Raw genomic sequence first — 21,403 nt, 5'->3', positions numbered from 1 at the left:
AAAACAGTCCTTTAAAATTAGACTGTTGTTCTTATATAGTTTAAAAATAACTTTTTTTATTAATTTTTATCTATTCAACTATTTCTTCTGCTGACGCTTTTAGTACTCTTCTTCCTCTATATTCACCTGTTTCAAGATTTAATCTGTGAGGTCTTCTTACACTACCATTTGCTTCAACAACAAATTGTGGAGCATTTATTGAATCATGTGCTCTTCTCATATTTCTTTTTGCTTTTGATGTTCTTTTCTTAGGTACTGCCATTTTGAGCTCCTTTCTACATAATTTAATTGTAATTATGTCATTACATGTAATTTTGTATTAATACAATCCATTTTACAAAATTTTTATAACTTTGTCAAGGCATTACATTATATATTAATAATATTTTTCTAACTGTTCATCATCAAGTTCTAATACTTCATTTACTGATAAACCTGAAACCAATGCTCTAATTTCAGAACCAGTAACAGTTTCTTTTTCTTTTAACAATGTAGCTATATTTTCTAATGTATCTTTATTAGCTTTCAATAAATTTAATGTTTCTTCATATTTAAATTTCAATAATTTTCTAACTTCTAAATCTATTTCTCTAGCTGTTTCATTACTTAAATCTGAGCTTAATACAAATCCATTATCTGAATGTTCGTAATTTATTGGTCCAAGTTCACTCATACCAACACTAGAAATTAGTAATTTTGCAAGTTCAGTCGCTCTTTTAATGTCTGAATATGCACCAGTTGCAATATCATCCATCATTAATTCTTCTCCAGCTCTTCCAGCAAATAATACATTTATTTCAGCAAGTATTTGTTTTCTAGTTTTACCTAAAGTTTCTTCAGGTAAAGGCATCATATATCCTCCAGCATCTCCACGTGGTATTATTGTAACCTTATGTACTTTATTTGCACCCGGTATTAAAGTCGCAGCTAAGGCATGTCCACCTTCATGATATGCTAACATATCCTTATCTCTTTTTGAGATTATTTTACTTTTCTGTCCTAATCCCATTCCTACTTTATCTACTGCTTCATCTAAGTCTTCCATAGTAACTTCATCACTATTTCTTCTTGCTGCAAGAATAGCTGCTTCATTTAATAGATTTTCTAAATCAGCCCCTACAAATCCTGGAGTAATTTTAGCTATATCTTCTAATTTTACATCAGATGCTAATTTCTTATTTCTACTATGAACTTTAAGTATTTCAGTTCTCCCTTTAACATCAGGTCTTGAAACCTCAATTCTTCTATCAAATCTTCCACCTCTTAATAGAGCTGGATCTAAAACATCTGATCTATTTGTAGCTGCCATTACAATAATTCTTTGGTCTGTATCAAATCCATCCATTTCAACTAATAATTGGTTTAGAGTTTGTTCTCTTTCTTCATTACCTCCACCACCATTTTTATTTTGTCCTCTTCTTCTACCAACAGCATCTATTTCATCTATAAATATGATAGCAGGAGATTCTTTTTTAGCATCTTTAAATAATTCTCTAACACGTGAAGCTCCAACACCAACATAAAGTTCTATAAATTCAGAACCTGAAATAGGGAAAAAGGCTGCTTCAGATTCACCAGCAACAGCTTTTGCAAGTAATGTTTTACCTGTACCTGGTTCACCTAATAATAAAACACCTTTAGGAACTCTTGCTCCAGCTTTCTCAAATCTTGCTGGATTTTTTAAAAATTCTACTATTTCCTTTAACTCTTCTTTTTCTTCTGTTAATCCTGCAACATCAGAAAATTTAACATTTGGTCTTTCGCTTATCTTCCCTTTACCTTTTCCAATATTAAACGGATTACCTATTCCTCCACCAGAAGAACCCATCATTCTCTTATTAATAAAGTAGAAAAGTAATAGTAGTATAAATAATGGAGCAAAACTAAAGATAGCACGTATTATTATCGTAGATACTGGTGTCCCTAATACAACAATATTAACATTCTTTTCTTTTGAAATTTCCATAAGGTAAGTATCTTGACCCAATCTATCAGTCAGTTTATTAGTTTCAAAAACTTCTACCTTTCCAGCAACTTTTTTTATACCAGTTAATTTTTCTTGGCTTTCTCTAATTTCAGTAATATCTCCCTGTTTAACTTTAGTTACAAATTGTGTATAACTAATTTCACGTCTTTCTTCAAATAAAGGAGTTTTATTCCCATAAAAATAAAAAACTGTAGAAATTATTACTAGTATTAATAAAAAGAATATAGGTGGTTTAACTCTAAAAGTAATATTATTATTTTTACTTTTTAAACTTTCTATTCTTTTTTTAATTTCTTCTGCATTTTCATCATCAGAAATATACACCTTTTTCTTTATTTTTTTAGGTGTTTCTTCTTCATTATTTTCTTCTTTATTTTGAACATCTTCTTGATTTTCTTTTTTGTCATCAAGAACATCATCATCTTTAATATTTTTATCTTCCATCATTTCTCCTAATATATACGTAATATTTATTTATAGATCCTTTTTCTCTTGTTTTAAAAAAATCACCTGCCAATACTACTATATTTTCATATACGACTATGGGCATTTTATCTCTTTCTATTTTATCAATTTTATTATCTATAAATAATTTTTTCAACTTTTTATTGTCTAATTTATCTCCATTTATTCTTGTTCTAACAACAAATGTAGAATATTCATCAAAAGTATCTAAACTAAGTACATTATACATTTTATTTGATATTTTTTCAAGCCTAGTTGCATCGACATAACCTACTTTAAATCCATTAAATTCGATTTCATTATTTAAGGTAAGTATAGTATTTTCAGACTTTTTTTCTAAATCAATTTTTTTTAATATTTTATTATTATCATATGACTTATACCAAATATATTCATTTCCTAAATCTATAATTTTAGTTTCTTTTTTGTCTAAAATACTATATATTTGTTCAATTTTTTTTGTATTTAAACTTATATTTTTCTCATTTAAACTATTCAAAATATATTCATATTTCTCATCATTTGTATTTATAACATTCTTATGAATTTTAACTATATTATCTACATATTTAGAATTAATTTCTTCTAATACAGGAAAAACTAAATTTCTAATTTTATTTCTACTATAGTTATTTTCAAGATTTGTTTTATCTATTATATATTCATTATATACTTGTTTAAGTATATCATTTTTTGAAATATATAATATTGGTCTAATAATATCATCTCTTTTAACTTTTATTCCTGATAGACCGTTTAGTCCTGTCCCTCTTATTATTCTAAAAATAATGGTTTCAGCATTATCGGTTTTATTATGACCTGTTGCAATTTTTGTAAATTTTATTTTTTCTTTTAAATCTTTTAAAACTGAATATCTTAATTCCCTTGCTTTTTCTTCACTAAATTTTTCTAATTTAATATCTAAAATAGAATATTTTAAATTGTATTTATTTGCAATATTTTTTACTAACTCTATATCCTTATGCACATCATCTCTAAAATTATGATTTACATATCCTAAATGTAATTCTAAATTGTATTCTTCTTTTATTTCTAATAATTTTTCTAAAAGGAATACTGAATCTGGTCCAGCAGAAAAAGCTATTAAAATTTTATCATTTTTGTTAATTAAATTATTTTCCTCAATAAAATTTCTAAACATTTTATTTTCCTTTCTTTACTACTTCCACATCCTTATAGAAAAATTTAATAATATCTATATATGACATTTTATAATCTACAGCCATGGATCTTGAACTCCACTGCGAAAACCCTACACCATGTCCATATCCTGAACCGATAATATTTATTCCATCATCTCTAATATCTAATGTAAATGAAGTAGATTTTATTTTAGAAAGTGAAAATTCTTTTCTAAAATTATTACCCGTATAAGACATTTCCTTACTTTTATCTTCATTATATAATATTAATTTTGAAACTCTATTACTATCAGTATAATAAATATCAAAATCAAATATTTTAAATCCTATTTTATCCATAATAGTCTTATTATCTATCATATATTCCCATGTAAGTACAGATGAATGTACATCTTTAGAATAATTATCTTCAATAGCTTGTAAATAAGGAACATCATTTCCCCATACTTCTTTACCACTTGCAGTATATCCTCCACTATATGAATGAAAAACTGCATCTATTATTTTATTATTATGGACTATTACTTCTCCGTTTGTTTCTTCAATAGCTTTTTTTACATTTTCAATATTTTTATTTGATATACCTTTATAAACCTGTGATGAAACACTATCATAAACATCAAATTCTTTTCTATTTCTCAAAATATTTCTGGAAGCATAACTTCTTGCAATTACAGTTTGAGCTTTCAAAGCTTCTAATGGAAAAGAAGCTGGCATTTCATAAGGAATTACACCTATTAAGTACTTTTCCATATTTAAAGTATTTATTAATACCAACTTAGAATCAATAGCCTTAATATACATATCTCCATAAAAAGCATATTTATCAATTTTCATTATACCATTCTTATTTGTAATTTTAATTTCATCATATATTTTTCCATTCATATATATTTTATTATCTATTGCTTCTAAAGTAAACTTTAAATCTTGTGGATATTCTTCATTTATTAACATATTATCATCTAATTCAAAATATAGGGTTTTAGTTTCTAAATTAGTTAATTTTACTCTTATATCATCACTTAATGTTTTTTCTTTAGTAACTACAACATCATTGTCTTTTATTATTTTATAATCTACTTTTTCTATATTTGAACATGAAAATATAAGTAAAAGTAAAAATATTAATCTTAATTTTTTCATTTTAATGATCTTCTCTTTCTTAAATGTTCTTCATGAGTTTCTGAATAATAAGTATCTTTTCCATTCATAAAGAAAAATAAATATTTATCTTCTTTTGCATTAATTGTTTCTATTATTGTTTCTTTTGATGGATTACATATTGGTGTAGGTGGCAATCCTTTATGTTTGTATGTATTGTATAATGATTTACTTTCCATCAATTCTTTTCTATATGCCATTCTACCTAATTCATATTTTAATGTAGCATCAGATTGAAGTAACATATTTATCCTTAACCTTTTTTTGAAAACACCTGCAACTTTTGCCTTGTGTTCAAACTCTCCTGTTTCAAATTCCACTATAGAAGCTAATTTAATATCATCATAAAATTTCTTTTTATCTGGATAATTTTTTGACGGAAAATGTTTTTTAAACTCACCTAATATAGTTTTTGCTATCTCTAATGGTTTTGTACCTTTCTGAATTAAATATGTTTCTGGATATAGATATCCATCAAAATTATCTTTTTCATGATAGTATGGAAAATCAACATTATTAAAAGCTTCTATCATTTCTTGTCTTGTTGCAAGACCTAATTTTTCAATTCTAGCAAGAACTTTTTCTTGAGTAAAGCCCTCTGGTATAGTCAAAACAACATTATCTACATATGGATTTTGTAGTACTTTTAATAACATATATTTAGATATATTTTTATCTTCAAATTTATATTTCCCTTCTTTAATGTTAGATAAATTGGGATTAAATTTCAAATAAATTCTATCAAATATATTATATCTGAAATTAAATTTAGCATATATTTTTTTTATTGTATCACCTTTATCTATAGTTATTACTTTTTCTTTAACTTCTTTTTTATTAAATTTCAAATCTACAATAGAATAAGTTAAAGGTAATAAAAATACTAATGGTATTATAATTTTCTTTTTCATTTTTCTCCTTTATTAAAATATACATATCATTTGATATGTATATTTATATATAATTATTCAACATATTCTCCAGCAAGTATCTTAAAAAATCCTTTATTAATTTCTTCTTTAAATAATATTATAACAATAGTTAAAATTATCGGACCAAATAAGAATCCAACTACTCCAAACATTTTAAAACCAATAAATAATGAAATCAATGATAAAAGTGGATTTATACTTAAGTTTTTACTTAAAATACGTGGTTCTAATGTCATACGCATTCCAGCAATAAATAGATATAAAAATAGAATTGATAAACCTAAGAAATAATTACCAGTTACAAGACAATAAACTGTCCATGGCACTAAAATTCCTCCAGCACCAAATATTGGTAAAGCATCAAATAACGCTATAAGTGTTGATATTAAAAAAACATAATTTATAGAACTAACAAATATATTTATTATACTTAATCCAACTATTAGTTCTGTAAAACATAATGATATTAATATTAATTGTGCTTTTAAATATTGATAAGCTACTTCAACTACATTAACTTTAATTTGCTTAACTTTTTCTAACCAACTTTTTGGAAACTGTTGTTCAAAAAAATTATGAACTATTTTTATATCTCCAGCCATTAAAAATGTTGCTGTAACAGTTATTATAACATGTATAAACAATGCCGGTAATTTTAACGTTAAAGATAAAACATAGTTAGCAATTATAAATCCTAAATTAGTTAATTTACTAAGTAACATTGCTATTAAATTCTTAATTGGTATTACCGCAACTGACGGCAATACTCTTTCAAGAAACCCATATCTTTCTGATAATTCAAACCCAATATTTCTAAAAGTACTAGAATTTTTTATCAACCAATTTGAAAGATTATATATTTCATTATATGATCTAATAAATAATAATATTAATATTACAGGTATTATTAAATAAAACAGTAGTATTACTATTATATTTGATATTCTATGACTGAAATTAAACTTGTTTACTAAAAAATTAACAGGTTTTCTAGTTACTGTAACTACCATGAATGCAATAACAAATGGCAATAAATATAAAGAGGCTTTAAAAGCAATAAATGCTATTAATATAACTGTTATCATGTATATTAATGGTAAAAATCTTTTTAACGTAAATTCTTGTTTGTTTTCCATTTCATCACACTCACTTCTTATTTATATACATTAATTATACTAAACAAAAAAGACTAAGTCAATTTAATTTAGCTTAGTCTTATTATATTTAATTAAAATCCAACCTCTACTTCTCCATTATATTTTTCAATTATAAATTGTTTTACTTTATCTGTTTGTAATACCTTAATTAATTTTTGTATTTTATCATCATTTTCTTTACCTTTTAAAACTGTAATTATATTAACATAAGGCGAATTTTTATCTTCAATTATTACAGCTTTATCTCCTGTTATACCTGATGCCAAAGCATTATTTGTATTAATAATTGCTAGTGTAACCTCAGATAATCTTGGTGCTATTTGTTCTGAATTTAAACTTGTAATTACTAAATTTTTAGGATTTTCTATAATATCAGAAATATTTGCATCTAATTTTTCTCTACTATTTAATTTAATTAAACCTGAAGCATCTAATAACAATAAAGCTCTTCCTCTATTTGTAGGATCATTGGGTATTAAAATTTCTGATTTTTCCTTTATATCATTTATATCCTTAACTACATTTGAATATGCTTTTAAAGGTTCTAAATGCACTGCTCCTGCACTAACCATATCTATATTATTTTCTTTGCCAAATGATTCCATATATGGAATATGTTGAAAATAGTTAGCATCTATACTTCCATCTTTTAATGATATATTAGGTTGAACATAATCATTAAATACTACTATTTCAAGGTCTACTCCAAGAGCTTTTAAATCATCTTTAATAAATTCTACTATTTCTTGATGTGGAATTGGAGAAACTCCTAAAACTAATTTCTGTGTATTTTCATCGCTCCCTTTTCCACCAGTACACGATATTAAAATAAATGTTAATAATGCTAATATTATTTTTTTAAACATATTATCTACCTCTTTTCTTTTCAATAAATTTTACTATTTTAGTTCCAACAAATTGTATTATTTGAACCATGATTATCAATATAAATGTTGATAAATACATTAATTTATAATTACCTCTTTGAAATCCTTCAATAACAGCTAAGTTGCCTAATCCTCCACCACCAACTATACCCGCAATAGCAGAAAAACCAACAAGTGAAATTAAAGTTAAAGTTAATCCATTAATTATTGAAGGTATTGCCTCAGGTATTAATATCTTAAACACTATATCTTTATTAGTCGCTCCCATTGAAATACCTGCCTCTATTAAACCATAACTAACTTCATTTAACGAGTTTTCTATAATTCTAGCTACAAATGGTGCTGTTCCTATAGATAAAGGAATAATGAATGCAGTTGTACCATATGATTTACCTACTATCAATCTTGATAATGGAATTAAAAGTACAATTAAAATTACAAATGGTATAGATCTTGTTATATTAACTATTACCAAATCAAGAATTTTATTTAAAGTTCTATTTTCTGAAATAGACCCCTCTTTTGTAATAGAAAGCAAAATCCCCAATGGCAATCCAATAATACTTGCTATACTTATTGAAATAAATATCATATATATAGTTTCTAATATCGCTTTAATAATCATTTTACCACCTCTACTTTAATTCCAACATTTTCTAACCAATTTATTATTTCATCTATATTATTTGTTTCTATACTTATATTTAAATGTCCTACTTTAACACCACTTGCCAATGTGTCTATTGAACCACCCAATATATTAATATCTAAATTAAATTCTCTAGTAAGCTCTGAAACATATGGTTTATCTGCCTGTTCTCCATCAAAAATCAAACTAAGAGTATTTTCTTTTCCTTTTTGTACTTCTATTTTTAAATCACTTATTAATTCTCTTGAAAAATTAGTTTTAGGATTCATAAATAACTCTTTTACAGTTGACACTTCTATTAACTTTCCATCTTTCATAACTGCAACTCTATCACATATTTTTTTAATAACTTCCATTTGATGTGTTATTAAAATAATTGTAATTCCCAACTTACTATTTATATCCTTTAATAATTCTAATATTGAATTAGATGTTATAGGGTCTAAGCTTGAAGTAGATTCATCTGACAATAATATATCAGGATCTGTAGAAATAGCTCTTGCAATAGCTACTCTTTGTTTTTGTCCTCCACTTAAATTATTTACATATTCATTTTTAAACTTATCTAATCCAACTAATACAAGTAAATCATTTACTTTCTTATCAATTTCATTTTTTGAAAATTTTGATATTTCTAAAGGTAAAGCTATATTTTCAAACACTGTTCTTGATGATAATAAATTAAAGTTTTGAAATATCATTGATGTCTTTTTTCTATATTCTCTAGTTTCTACATCATTAAATTTAAAAATATCTTTATTTTCATGAAAAATAGTTCCTAATGTAGGACTTTCCAACTTATTTATCATTCTAATTAAGGTTGATTTTCCAGCACCTGATAAACCAATTATACCAAATATTTCTCCCTTTGATATTTCTAAGTTAATATTATCAACAGCTAATTTTTCATTAAATTTTTTACTTAAATTTTCTATTGTTAAGTATGACATTATTCCTCCTTAAAATAAAAAGTCAGGCTTTAGTGCCTGACTTAACTAGTTACATTCGAGGCACAAACACAAACTGCTTGTACCCAAAAGATACAAGCTTTATCACATGTGCATCATATTCATTTCAAATGTAACTACGTTATTTATCATATTTTTATCCTCCAAAATCGCTATAAAGCTATATTATCATATATTTGTATAAATTACAAGTATATATAATATATGATTGTATATATTTTAAATATGATTAATCTTTACTAATTATTCTAATAATATCATGATTTATTATATCAAAAGTATATTTAACATTTGTAAATGCTTTATCATTCTTTTCTTCATTAACAACATTAACATTAAAATCATAAATTTTATTTCCTAAAACATATGATATGTATTCTCCATTTTGATTTAATGTTATATCATTATTAAGTATAATTTTTAATCTTAATTCATCTTCTACTTTAGAGGAATTAAGAGGACAACCTTTATCACATACTAATCTATTTTGTAAATTCGTTAATATATCTGAATGAATAATAATGCTCTGATAATTAAACATATTTTCATTACTTATTTCTTTTGTTGCTTTTGTTATTTCAAGCCTATTTAAACTATTTGTTGTAAATGTATGTAACTTAGCAAAATCATTATTATTAAATTCATCAAAAAGTTTTTTAAATTGAATATCATAAAAATATTTTTTCATTTTAAATTTAATTTTTGCTAATTGCTTTAATTTTGTTTTATCATCTTCTAATAAAGTATCAAAAACTTTTTCTTCCTTTAATATTAAATCTTCATTTTTAGAGTAAAGTTCATTATACATAACCTCATATATATCTTCTTTTTTTATAATTTTATTAATCACAATTTCACTCCTCTTAAGTAAAAAGAGAATTTATAAAAAATTCTCTTTTTAAGTTTATTCATTTTCTTCCATTCTTTCTCTTCTACTCTTAAATTCAAAACTTTCATTTTCTTCTTCAAAAACTTCCTCATTTACTGTAGTTAATTCTTCAGGTATATTTAATTTTAATTTTAACAGAAAAGAAGTTGTTTCTCTATTAATACTATCTATCATATCATTATACACATCCGTACTTGATATTTTATATTCATTTACAGGATTTTTTTGTCCATAAGATTGTAGATTTATTCCCTCTCTTAATTCAGTTAAATCTTTTAAATTTTGTCTCCACTTTTGATCTAACACCTCAAGCATAATATATCTTTCAATTCTTGAAAATTGTTCTTCTCCTATTTCCAATACTTTATTATCATATCTATTTTTAACTTCATTATATAATATATCGTAAACTTCATCTAATTTTTTAACTTTATATACAGATTCTGGTAAGTCAAATCCATATATTTCATAAATTTTTGAATTAAGATTTTCAAAATCCCATTCTGCATTATTAGTTGCCAATATATCATCTACAGTAGAAACAACTGTATTATCAATCATATCATAAATTAATTCTCTAAGTTCTTCGTTATACAATATTTGATCTCTTTGTTTATATATAACTTCTCTTTGTTTATTATTTACATCATCATATTCAATAAGACTTTTTCTTATAGAAAAATTTCTACTTTCAATTCTTCTTTGTGCATTTTCAACAGCTTTAGATATTCTTTTATGTCTAATATCTTCATCTTCAGGTATATTTAAAGCTCTCATCATTGATTTAAGTTTATCTCCACCAAATAATCTCATTAAATCATCTTCTAAAGATAAATAAAATTCAGATGCTCCAGTATCTCCTTGACGTCCTGCTCTTCCTCTTAACTGATTATCAATTCTACGACTTTCATGTCTTTCAGTACCTAGAATAAATAATCCTCCTGCTGCAAGAACTTTTTCTTTATTTTCTTGACATTCTTTTTCATAAGTTTTATAAGCTTCATAATATTCTGGTGTTCCACGTTCTGCAACCTTAACTGCTAATGAATCTGGATCTCCACCTAATTTAATATCTGTTCCACGTCCTGCCATGTTAGTTGCAATCGTAACATTTTTATATCTACCAGCTTGTGCAATAATATCTGCTTCTCTTTCATGATATTTAGCATTTAATACTTCATGAGGTATTCTAGCTTTAGTTAAATATGATGAAAGTAACTCTGAATGTTCTATTGATGCAGTACCAACTAAAACAGGTTGTCCTTTTTCAAATAATTCTATAATTTTATTAACTATAGCTCTATATTTAGCTCTAGTAGTTTGATATATTACATCAGGTAAATCTTTTCTTATTACTGGTTTATTAGTTGGAACAACTACTACTCCAAGCTTATATATCTGTTTAAATTCTTCTTCTTCAGTTTTTGCAGTTCCTGTCATACCAGATAATTTTTGATACATTCTAAAATAATTTTGTAATGTAATTGTTGCAAGTGTTTGGTTTTCTCCTGCAACTTTTAAATGTTCTTTAGCTTCTATAGCTTGATGTAATCCATCAGAATATCTTCTACCATCCATTAATCTTCCAGTAAATTCATCAACTATAATAACCTCATCTTTTTCATTAATAATATAATCTCTATCTCTTTTAAATAATTCCTTAGCTTTTAAAGCTTGTGATAAAAAGTGAGTTAATTCAACATACTGTGGTGAATAAAGATTATCAATTTGTAGTATTTTTTCAACATTTTTTATACCTTTATCAGTTATTGTAACTGTTTTAGCTTTTTCATCAACTTCATAATCTTCCCAATCTTCATCTGGAATAATAGTATTCTTTTTATCTTTAATTTCTTCTGTTTTATAGCTTCTCTTTAATCTTAATACTACATTAGCAAATACATCATACCAATGTGTTGTTTCCTCTGCTGGACCAGATATTATTAATGGTGTTCTAGCCTCATCTATTAAAATCGAATCTATTTCATCAACTATAGCATAATTGTGTTCTCTTTGAACCTTTTCACTTGGATCATGAACCATATTATCTCTTAAATAATCAAATCCAAATTCATTATTTGTACCGTAAGTTATATCACAATTATATTGTTCTCTTCTAGTTTCATTATCTAAATTAGCTATTATTACTCCTGAAGTTAAACCTAAAAAACTATAAATATGCGACATAGTATCTCTATCTCTTTTAGCTAGATAATCATTTACAGTAACTACATGCACTCCTTTTCCAGTTAAAGCATTTAAATATATTGCTAAAGTTGACATCAGAGTTTTACCCTCACCTGTTTTCATTTCTGCAATTTTACCACTATGTATTATCATTGAACCTATTAACTGTACATCATATATTCTCATACCTGTTAATCTTTTTGCAGTTTCTCTAACCACGGCAAAAGCTTCAACTAATAAGTCATCTAAAGTTTCACCTTGTTTTAATCTATTTTTAAATTTTTCTGTTTTAGCTTTTAATTCTTCATCACTTAATGCTTCCATAGTTGGTTCTAATTCATTAATTTTTTCAACTTGTTTTCTCATTTTTTTTATAATTTTTTCATCAGATGAACCAAATATTTTATTAATTATATCTATTATTTTCATTTTTACTCCTTTATTATTATTTATATATTTTAAAAAGGAAATTTCTATTCAAGATATTTTAAATTATTCCTACCATAAATTTTATTATAAGTAAAAAAATTTTTCCAAAAAAATATTATATTATTTTTTCTTATTATTTTTATATTTTTAAGAAAAAATTTTTCTATATTATTTTTTATATTTATATTTTTATTTTCTTTTTTTTCTATTTTTAAAAAGCTTGTTATTATTTTATTAATGTGAATATTAGTTCCTGAATTATTCAAACTTTTATTATTCACCATTATAAGTAAAAGTGAAAGCATAAAAATAGAAATTAACTTATTTTTTTGTTGCATTTTACTCCTTTATTGTTATTATTGCAGCAGATCTTCCAATATTTTCTTTATCTAATCTATGTGAAAATGTATTAGCTTTTTTAACTCCTCTATAATCTACAATTATATTAGATTCTAATATTCCATAATCTAATGCTAATAATTTATTTAATAATGTATTATCATAAAATATTTTACCATTAATTTCTTTAAAACACTTTTGAAAATGATTTGGAAAGATATTTTTAAAATTCTCTAAAAATTCAATTCCTACCTCATAATCATCAATATGTATTCCTATACCAAGACCTATTAATAAGTCCTCTTTTTTACTGTTATATGTATTAATCATTTTATCGATTAATCTATGTATTACAAACTTTATTGTACCTACCCAACCAGAATGTGCTAAACCATATGCTCCATTTTTTTTATCCAATATATAAATAGGTAAACAATCTGCATAAAAAGTGAATATTGCAACATCTTTTCTCATTGTTACAAAACCATCAACATTATTAATATTTAACAATTTTTCAATATCAGCATCATTAGGTATATCAATAATATTGTTTGTATGTTTTTGTGAAGCAAAAATAATTTTTTTATTGCTTATTCCTAATATAGAAAGTGCATTTTCTCTATTATTTTTAGGATTACCATTATTTATATAATCTGCCATATTTCCTAATTCTTTCTTTGTAAAAACAGCAATACAATTATATTTTAAAAATTCATCTATGATATATAGTTTTTTCTCTTCTTTAAACATTAATACTCCCTATTTAATAAATAATATGCAAAATCAACTAATTTTTGATTATCTTTCACTATTTCTATTGCATCATTTGTAAATTTTTCTTTTAATATTTTAGATTTTTCTAAACCTAATATTTTAGGAAAAGTTGATTTATTATTTTTATCATCAGTATTTTCTTTACCAATCTTTTCAAAACTAGATTCTGCTTCTAAAATATCATCTTGTATCTGATAAGCCAAACCAATATACAATATATATTTTCTAAGAGCATTTCTAGCTTCTGTATTTATGGATAAACTAATAGAAGCTATCTCAATAGCTGCCATTAAAAGCATTGCAGTTTTATTTAAATGTATTTCCATCAACTCATCAAAATTAATATCAGTTTTATTTTCACTTAATAAATCTAAATACTGTCCTAATATCATTCCTCTATGACCTGAATAATATGAAAGGGCAATTATACTATATTTATTAGAATATTCTGATTCTGCAAGTACTGAAAAAGCAAGTGTTAATAAAGCATCTCCTACAAGAACTGCATTTGCCTCTCCATATTTTTTATGAACAGTTAAATTTCCTCTTCTATAAATATCATTGTCCATACATGGTAAATCATCATGTACTAAAGAATAAGCATGTATTAATTCTATTGCAACTGCTTCATTTTCTATAAACTTTTTATCTTTTTTATATAAATCTGCAAGTATATACATAATTAATGGTCTTATTCTTTTTCCACCCAAAAGAACAGCATATTCTAACATTTCATCAATTTCTTTTATTGATTTATGTTTTTTTAATACTTTTCTTATATTTTCATCTATATTTTTTCTAATATTTTGTAAATAACTTTCCATAAACTATTCTTTCTCAACATTTATTTTTATTACTTCTAATTTACCTTCAACTTCTTTTAATTTTTTTTCAGCCATTTTTATTAATTTAATAGCATTTTCATATTCAATTATAGAATCATCTAAAGATATATCAAAACTTTCTAATTTATCTATACTTTCTTTAATTTCTTCTAAAATTGTTTCAAAATTTTTTTTAGCCATTTTTTCACTCCTATTTTTTCTTATAAAAAGTTACTATTTTTTTATTATACTCTCTTTCATCAAATTTAACAAAATTTCCTATTTCATTTTCTAATTTTTCATATCTACCATGTTCACATATTATTATTCCATCTTTATCTAATATATCATGATTAGAAAGTTTTTTTAATGTTTTTTCTGTTAAATTTTCTTTATATGGTGGATCCATAAAAATTATATCAAATTTCTCATTTTTATTTTCTAATATTTCAATCGCACGCAAAACATCATTTTTATATGCTCTACATTTTTTTTCAAGATTTAAATTATTTACATTTTCAATAATTACTCTTAAAGCCTCTTTATCCATCTCAATCATTACAGCTCTATTTGCACCACGACTCATAGCCTCAAAAGACATATTTCCAGTGCCAGAGTATAAATCTAAAAAAATAGCATCTTCAACCTTAGTTGAAATAATACTATAAATTGCTTCTTTTACTCTCTCAAGAGTAGGTCTAGTTTCCTTACCTATTCTACTTAAAATAACTCTATTTTTTAAATATCCAGATGTAATTCTCATAATTCTCCTTGTATAAACATTGCATCACCAAAACTAAAAAATCTATAATTATTTTTTATTGCATGTTGATAAGCATTCATAACATAGTCTTTATTTGCAAAAGATGAAATTAACATTATTAAAGTTGATTTAGGTAAATGAAAATTAGTAATTAAGGCATCAACTATTTTAAACTTATATTCACCATGTATAAATATACTCGTTTCAGATTTTTGTGCAATTAAATTATTATTTTCATCAAGTGATGACTCAAGTGTTCTAATAGATGTTGTACCAACTGCTATGATTCTTTTTCCATCTTTTTTACCCTTATTTATTATTTCAGCAGTACTTGTAGGTACAATGTATTCTTCACTGTGCATTATATGATCTTCAATATTTTCCATTTGAACAGGTCTAAATGTTCCAAGTCCAACAGTCAAAAATACCTCTACTATTGTTATACCTTTTTTTTCAATCTTTTCAAGTAATTCTGTTGTAAAATGTAATCCAGCAGTAGGAGCAGCAACAGATTCACCTGATTTAGCATAAACTGTTTGATACCTACTTTTATCTTCTAATTTTTCAGTTATATATGGTGGTAATGGCATCTCTGCAAGTTCATCAAGTATTTCTTCAAATACTCCCTCAAATTCAAATTCCATTACTCTATTTCCATCTTCTTTAATTTCTAATAATTTTGCAGATAATTTATCTGAAAATATTAGTTTATCATTTATTTTTAATCTTTTTGCAGGTTTTAATAAAACTTCCCATTTTGTTAAATCAATTCTTTTTAATAAAAAACATTCTAATATTACTCCATTTTCTTTTTTACCAAATAATCTAGCTGGAATAACTTTAGTTCTATTAATTACTAATATATCATTAGGGGTAAGATAATCAATGATATTATAGAATTTCTTATCTTCTATATTTCCATTATTTTTATTTAAAACTAATAATTTTGAATGATCCCTTGGATCTATTGCATGTTGTGCTATACATTCTAAAGGTAAATCAAAATCATAATCTTCAACTTTCATTAATTTCCTTTCTTTTTACCAAAAACATATCTTTCATTTCCAGTTAAATCTTTACCAATAGATACTTCAATGTATCCAAATTTTTCCATAATTTCCTTTACTTTACTTCCTTGAGAATATCCTATTTCAAAAAGTAAATATCCATTATCTTTTAAATAATTTTGTGCATTTTTTGATATTTCAAAATAAAAATATAGTCCTCCATTATCTGCAAATAAGGCATTTTCTGGTTCATGTAATAAAACATTTTCACCCATAATTCCTATTTCATCTTGAGATATATAAGGAGGATTAGAAACAATTAAATCAAATTCTTTATATGTAATATTAGAAAATAAATCAGAGTGTAAGAATTTTACATTTTCTACATTCAATATTTCTGAATTTTTTTTAGCAACTTTCAAAGCATTTTCTGATATATCAACTGCTAAAATTTTACTATTTCTATTTTCAAGTCCTATTACTAAAGCTATAGCTCCACTACCTGTCCCTATATCCAAAACTTTTGGAGAATCTATTTTACTAATTAATTCTAATGATTTTTCAACTACAACTTCTGTATCTATCCTAGGTATTAAAACATTCTTATCTACATAAAACGAATAACCATAAAAAATTTGTTCATTAAATATATATTGTATAGGTATTTTTTTTTCAACTATCTTTTTTAATATATCTCTTAACTTATTTTTTTGTTCTTCATTAATGCTAGTATTATATTTAGTAAATAATAAACTCATATCAATATTTAATAAATTAGAAAAAATAATATTTGTAATAATATTACTTTCACTTACACCTTTTTTATCTAAATAAACCTTTGTTTTTTCATAATAATCTCTAATAGTTTCAAGCACTATTTCTTCTTTTTTATTAGCATCATAATTTAATAATTTTTCTTTTATCATTTTCTTTTCATCATCTGAAATTATTCTTTCAAAATTTGAATAAAGTGAAATTCTATCAAGCAATAAAATCTCAGATAGTATCTTTTCAACAACAAACCTTGGTTTAGGGACACCTTTATTTTCTAAATATTTTACTGATTTATTCAGTAATGTTAATAAAGTGTCTTCCATATTAATTTTCACCTGAATTTTTTAATAATTCTGCTTGATTAAATGCTATTAAAGCATCAATAATTTCATCTAATGCACCATCAAGTATAACATCTAATCTATGTAAAGTTAATTTAATTCTATGGTCAGTAACTCTTCCTTGAGGATAGTTATATGTTCTGATTTTTTCAGATCTATCTCCTGTACCAACTTGACTTCTTCTTTCAGCTTCTACTGAGCTTCTTTGTTTTTCTACTTCAATTTCATATAATTTAGAAGCAAGTACTTTCATAGCAGCCTCTTTATTTTTAATTTGAGATCTTCCATCTTGTGATGTTACAACTATACCAGTAGGTTTATGTGTAATTCTAACTGCTGAATCTGTTGTATTTACGTGTTGTCCCCCTGCACCACTAGATCTATATGTATCTATTTGTAAATCAGATGGATTTATGGCAACTTGCTCTACATCATCTATTTCAGGTAATACTGCAACAGTAATTGTTGATGTATGTATTCTTCCAGATGCTTCTGTATCAGGAACTCTTTGTACTCTATGTACTCCACTTTCAAATTTTAATCTTGAATATGCCCCTTTACCAGATATTAAGAAAGTTATTTCTTTTAGTCCTCCAACACCTATTTCATTTTTATCTATTATTTCTGTTTTCCATTTATTTCTTTCAGCATATCTTGTAAACATACGGAATATATCAGAAACAAATAAGGCAGCTTCATCTCCACCTGCTCCTGCTCTTAATTCAACTATTACATTTTTTTCATCATTTGGATCTTTTGGTAAAAGTAATATTTTTAATTCATCTTCAATCCTCGGAATTTCTTCTTCTATTGTATCAATTTCCATGTTTAACATTTCTAACATTTCTTCATCTTTTTCAATTTTAATATCTTCTTTATATTGTTCTAAAGCCTCTTTTTTTGATTTATATGCTAAATATTTCTCAACAATTTCTGACATTTGACTTAATGTTTTATTATATTCCATTAATTTTTTAGGATCAGACAATACTTCTGGCATCATAAGTAATCTATTTATTTCTTCATATTTTTCAACAACTTCATCTAATTTTTGAAACATTATTTTCTCCTTTCACTTTTTTCATATTTTTACTATTTATTATAGCATAAATGTACTTTTTTATCAATCAGTAAAAAAGTTTACATAATCAAACTTTATTGACTATATTAAATATCATTAAACTATGATTTTTATTATATTGACTTTTTATTTTATAATGTTATAATAAATAAGAAGAATGGAGGTACTTATATGCTAATAAGTGAGATTATAAAAAAAGAAAATATTTGTATTGATTTAAAATCAAAAACAAAAAAAGGAATTTTAAAAGAGCTAATATCTTTAGTAGAAACTGGAGAAATTTTAGATGAAGAAAAATTATATAATGATTTGGTTGCTAGAGAAGATGTTGGTTCAACAGCTTTAGAGCATGGATTAGCTATACCACATGTTAGAAGTGATTATATAAGTCATTTTTCTATTGGTTTAGGAATAAGTCAAGATGGTGTAGATTTTGAATCTTTAGATAATGAAAAAACTAAACTTTTTCTATTCATAGCTACTCCTACAAAATATAACAACTGGCATTTAGAAGCATTAGCTAAAATAGCTAAAATTTTTTATAACAAAACTAATGTAAATGTTGTTTCTAACTGTAAATCTAAAGAGGGAATAATAAATTTAATTAGTAAATTAGAAGAGGTAAATATATAATGTCTAAATTAAACATAGATACAATGAATGATTTTAAATACATTTGGAACTTAAAATCAAATAAAGATAAAACTATACTAACATATATACTTTCAAAACCAAATTTAGAAAAAAATAGATACGATAGTTCTATATATATGTTTGATGGTAAAGAACACAGAAAGTTAGCAAATGAGGGAAATTATGAATATTTAGATAATTCTAATATATACTTTTTCTCTAAAAGAAGTGACGAAGATAAAGAAAATGAAGCTGGTAGTGTAATATATAAATTAAATATTGAAAAATCAGGTGAGGCTGAAAAATTTTTAGAATTTGACTTTCCTGTAAACAAAATATATAGAATACATGATGATTTATACATTTTATCTTCTGAATATTCTTTAGATAATCCAGAATTTTATATGTTATCTAAAGAAGAAAAATCTAAATACCTAAAAGAAACAAAAGATAAAAGCTTTAGAAGAATTATAGATGAAATTCCATTTTGGAATGATGGTGCTACATATATTTCTAAAACAAGAAATGCAATTTTTAAATATATACCTTCTGAAAATAAAATTGAAAACATTACTTTACTTGACGGAACTAATGCAAGTATTTTAGACATAGATAATAACAAAATACTTTTAATATCTGAATATTTTGACAAAAAAATGAATAAATTTAATTCTTTAATGGAATATGACGTTAATAATTCAGAAATAAAAACTATAGTTGAAGATGGTAAATATAGTTTTTCAAATGCTAAATATGGTAAAAATAATATCTATGCAATAGCTAGTTTAATGGAATTTTATGGTATAAATGAAAATAGTAAAATGTATAAAATAAATAGAAGTAATTCAGAAATTGAACTTTATTTAGATGAAGATGTTAGCTATGGAAATGCTACTGGTACTGATGCTAGATTTGGATATAATGAAAACTTTAAAGTAAATTATGATACAGAGGAAGTAACATACATATGTACTACTGAATATAAAGCAGAACTACATGGTGTAAAAGATGGAAAATCATATGTTATTTCTAATTCATTAGGTTCAGTTGATGGATATGCAATTTTAAAAGATGACCTATATCTATTAGGATTTAAAGATTCTAAATTATTAGAAATATATAAATCAAATGGATTAGAACAAATTACTTCATATAATGATGATGTTATAAAAGATAAATATATAGCAGAACCTAATATGTTTGAATTCGAATCTAATGGAGATATAATTAAAGGTTTTGTATTATTACCTGAAAATTTTGATGAAAATAAATCATACCCTGCTATATTAGATATTCATGGTGGTCCTAAGACTGTTTATTCAACTATCTATTATCATGAAATGCAGGTTTGGGTAAATAAAGGATATGTAGTTATGTTTACAAACCCTCATGGTTCTAGTGGTAGAGGAGATAAATTTAGTGATATTAGAGGAAAATATGGTACTATAGATTATGAAGATTTAATGAATTTTGTAGATGAGGTATTAATTAAGTATCCTAATATCGATAAAGAAAAACTAGGGGTAACTGGTGGATCTTATGGTGGTTTCATGACTAACTGGATAATCACACATACAAATAGATTTAAAGTTGCAGCTACTCAAAGATCTATATCTAACTGGATTTCTATGTATGGTATTAGTGATATAGGTTATTATTTCTCAGATGACCAAAATTATACTACATTACCTAATGAAAAAGGATTTGAAAAAATTTGGAATCATTCTCCATTAAAATATATAGAAAATGCTAAAACTCCAACTTTAATAATACATTCAAATGAAGATTATAGATGTCCTGTAGATCAAGGATATCAATTATTTACTGCTTTAAGAGATAGAAACGTAGATACTAAGATGGTATTATTTTACGGAGAATCTCATGGACTTTCAAGAGATGGTAAGCCTAAAGCTAGAATTGAAAGATTAGAGGAAATAACAAATTGGATGAATAAATATATAGATTAATATAACAGGGACTAAAAATTAGT

The 21,403-nt window shown here is 24.7% G+C and carries 20 protein-coding genes; 2 read left to right on the top strand and 18 right to left on the bottom strand.

The window, feature by feature from the left end; genetic code table 11:
* Positions 1-70: 70 nt before the first annotated feature.
* From rpmF to prfA, 18 genes are all read right to left on the bottom strand, one after another.
* The gene (rpmF, locus tag BT993_RS00325; RefSeq protein WP_012858663.1) at positions 71-262 is read right to left on the bottom strand and encodes a 50S ribosomal protein L32; all 192 of its coding nucleotides are present in this window, start codon (positions 260-262) and stop codon (positions 71-73) included.
* 114 nt (positions 263-376) lie between these two features.
* Complete coding sequence (gene ftsH, locus BT993_RS00320; protein WP_072592687.1) at positions 377-2,431, bottom strand: ATP-dependent zinc metalloprotease FtsH; 2,055 nt, start codon at positions 2,429-2,431, stop codon at positions 377-379.
* Complete coding sequence (tilS, locus tag BT993_RS00315) at positions 2,421-3,614, bottom strand: tRNA lysidine(34) synthetase TilS (protein WP_072592686.1); 1,194 nt, start codon at positions 3,612-3,614, stop codon at positions 2,421-2,423. Before tilS ends, ftsH begins: the two co-directional genes overlap by 11 nt.
* 1 nt (position 3,615) lies before the next feature.
* Positions 3,616-4,761: a SpoIID/LytB domain-containing protein gene (locus BT993_RS00310; protein ID WP_072592685.1), complete on the bottom strand. Its 1,146-nt coding sequence runs from the start codon at positions 4,759-4,761 to the stop codon at positions 3,616-3,618.
* Positions 4,758-5,690 carry an endolytic transglycosylase MltG gene (gene mltG / locus BT993_RS00305; RefSeq protein WP_072592684.1) on the bottom strand — a complete coding sequence of 311 codons (933 nt, stop codon included), beginning with the start codon at positions 5,688-5,690 and terminating at the stop codon, positions 4,758-4,760. The genes BT993_RS00310 and mltG overlap by 4 nt, the downstream gene beginning before the upstream one ends.
* A gap of 53 nt (positions 5,691-5,743) precedes the next feature.
* Positions 5,744-6,847 carry a sporulation integral membrane protein YtvI gene (ytvI, locus tag BT993_RS00300; protein WP_072592683.1) on the bottom strand — a complete coding sequence of 368 codons (1,104 nt, stop codon included), beginning with the start codon at positions 6,845-6,847 and terminating at the stop codon, positions 5,744-5,746.
* 92 nt (positions 6,848-6,939) lie between these two features.
* On the bottom strand, positions 6,940-7,734 hold the full coding sequence (locus BT993_RS00295) for a MetQ/NlpA family ABC transporter substrate-binding protein (RefSeq protein ID WP_072592682.1): 795 nt from the start codon (positions 7,732-7,734) through the stop codon (positions 6,940-6,942).
* A gap of 1 nt (position 7,735) precedes the next feature.
* Positions 7,736-8,380 carry a methionine ABC transporter permease gene (locus BT993_RS00290; RefSeq protein WP_072592681.1) on the bottom strand — a complete coding sequence of 215 codons (645 nt, stop codon included), beginning with the start codon at positions 8,378-8,380 and terminating at the stop codon, positions 7,736-7,738.
* On the bottom strand, positions 8,377-9,354 hold the full coding sequence (locus BT993_RS00285; protein ID WP_072592680.1) for a methionine ABC transporter ATP-binding protein: 978 nt from the start codon (positions 9,352-9,354) through the stop codon (positions 8,377-8,379). The genes BT993_RS00290 and BT993_RS00285 overlap by 4 nt, the downstream gene beginning before the upstream one ends.
* Positions 9,355-9,601: 247 nt before the next feature.
* On the bottom strand, positions 9,602-10,222 hold the full coding sequence (locus tag BT993_RS00280) for a hypothetical protein (protein ID WP_072592679.1): 621 nt from the start codon (positions 10,220-10,222) through the stop codon (positions 9,602-9,604).
* 54 nt (positions 10,223-10,276) lie between these two features.
* Complete coding sequence (secA, locus tag BT993_RS00275) at positions 10,277-12,877, bottom strand: preprotein translocase subunit SecA (RefSeq protein ID WP_072592678.1); 2,601 nt, start codon at positions 12,875-12,877, stop codon at positions 10,277-10,279.
* A 339-nt stretch (positions 12,878-13,216) separates the two neighbouring features.
* Positions 13,217-13,966 (bottom strand): purine nucleoside phosphorylase YfiH/LACC1 family protein, encoded by a 750-nt coding sequence (locus BT993_RS00265; RefSeq protein WP_072592676.1) that lies wholly within the window; start codon positions 13,964-13,966, stop codon positions 13,217-13,219.
* A complete protein-coding gene (locus tag BT993_RS00260; RefSeq protein WP_072592675.1) occupies positions 13,966-14,814 on the bottom strand; it encodes a polyprenyl synthetase family protein in 849 nt (282 codons plus the stop codon). Before BT993_RS00260 ends, BT993_RS00265 begins: the two co-directional genes overlap by 1 nt.
* A gap of 3 nt (positions 14,815-14,817) precedes the next feature.
* The gene (gene xseB, locus BT993_RS00255) at positions 14,818-15,015 is read right to left on the bottom strand and encodes an exodeoxyribonuclease VII small subunit (RefSeq protein ID WP_072592674.1); all 198 of its coding nucleotides are present in this window, start codon (positions 15,013-15,015) and stop codon (positions 14,818-14,820) included.
* Between the two features lie 10 nt (positions 15,016-15,025).
* The gene (gene rsmD / locus BT993_RS00250) at positions 15,026-15,577 is read right to left on the bottom strand and encodes a 16S rRNA (guanine(966)-N(2))-methyltransferase RsmD (RefSeq protein ID WP_072592673.1); all 552 of its coding nucleotides are present in this window, start codon (positions 15,575-15,577) and stop codon (positions 15,026-15,028) included.
* Positions 15,574-16,602 carry a tRNA preQ1(34) S-adenosylmethionine ribosyltransferase-isomerase QueA gene (gene queA, locus BT993_RS00245; protein WP_072592672.1) on the bottom strand — a complete coding sequence of 343 codons (1,029 nt, stop codon included), beginning with the start codon at positions 16,600-16,602 and terminating at the stop codon, positions 15,574-15,576. The genes rsmD and queA overlap by 4 nt, the downstream gene beginning before the upstream one ends.
* Positions 16,602-17,681 (bottom strand): peptide chain release factor N(5)-glutamine methyltransferase, encoded by a 1,080-nt coding sequence (gene prmC / locus BT993_RS00240; RefSeq protein ID WP_072592671.1) that lies wholly within the window; start codon positions 17,679-17,681, stop codon positions 16,602-16,604. The genes queA and prmC overlap by 1 nt, the downstream gene beginning before the upstream one ends.
* Position 17,682: 1 nt before the next feature.
* Positions 17,683-18,759 (bottom strand): peptide chain release factor 1, encoded by a 1,077-nt coding sequence (prfA, locus tag BT993_RS00235; RefSeq protein ID WP_072592670.1) that lies wholly within the window; start codon positions 18,757-18,759, stop codon positions 17,683-17,685.
* A gap of 192 nt (positions 18,760-18,951) precedes the next feature.
* On the opposite strand from prfA, the gene BT993_RS00230 reads away from it, so the two are divergent.
* Both BT993_RS00230 and BT993_RS00225 read left to right on the top strand, forming a co-directional pair.
* Entirely contained in the window at positions 18,952-19,413 is a 462-nt protein-coding gene (locus tag BT993_RS00230; protein WP_072592669.1) for a PTS sugar transporter subunit IIA, read from the top strand.
* Positions 19,413-21,380, top strand: coding sequence for an alpha/beta hydrolase family protein (locus tag BT993_RS00225; protein ID WP_072592668.1), 1,968 nt, complete (start codon positions 19,413-19,415; stop codon positions 21,378-21,380). The genes BT993_RS00230 and BT993_RS00225 overlap by 1 nt, the downstream gene beginning before the upstream one ends.
* Positions 21,381-21,403 lie beyond the last annotated feature (23 nt).

The sequence above is a fragment of the Streptobacillus ratti genome, from assembly GCF_001891165.1.
Classification (GTDB): domain Bacteria; phylum Fusobacteriota; class Fusobacteriia; order Fusobacteriales; family Leptotrichiaceae; genus Streptobacillus; species Streptobacillus ratti.
The sequence above is the reverse complement of the archived record's forward strand: the minus strand, read 5'-3'. Positions and strand labels throughout refer to the sequence as shown.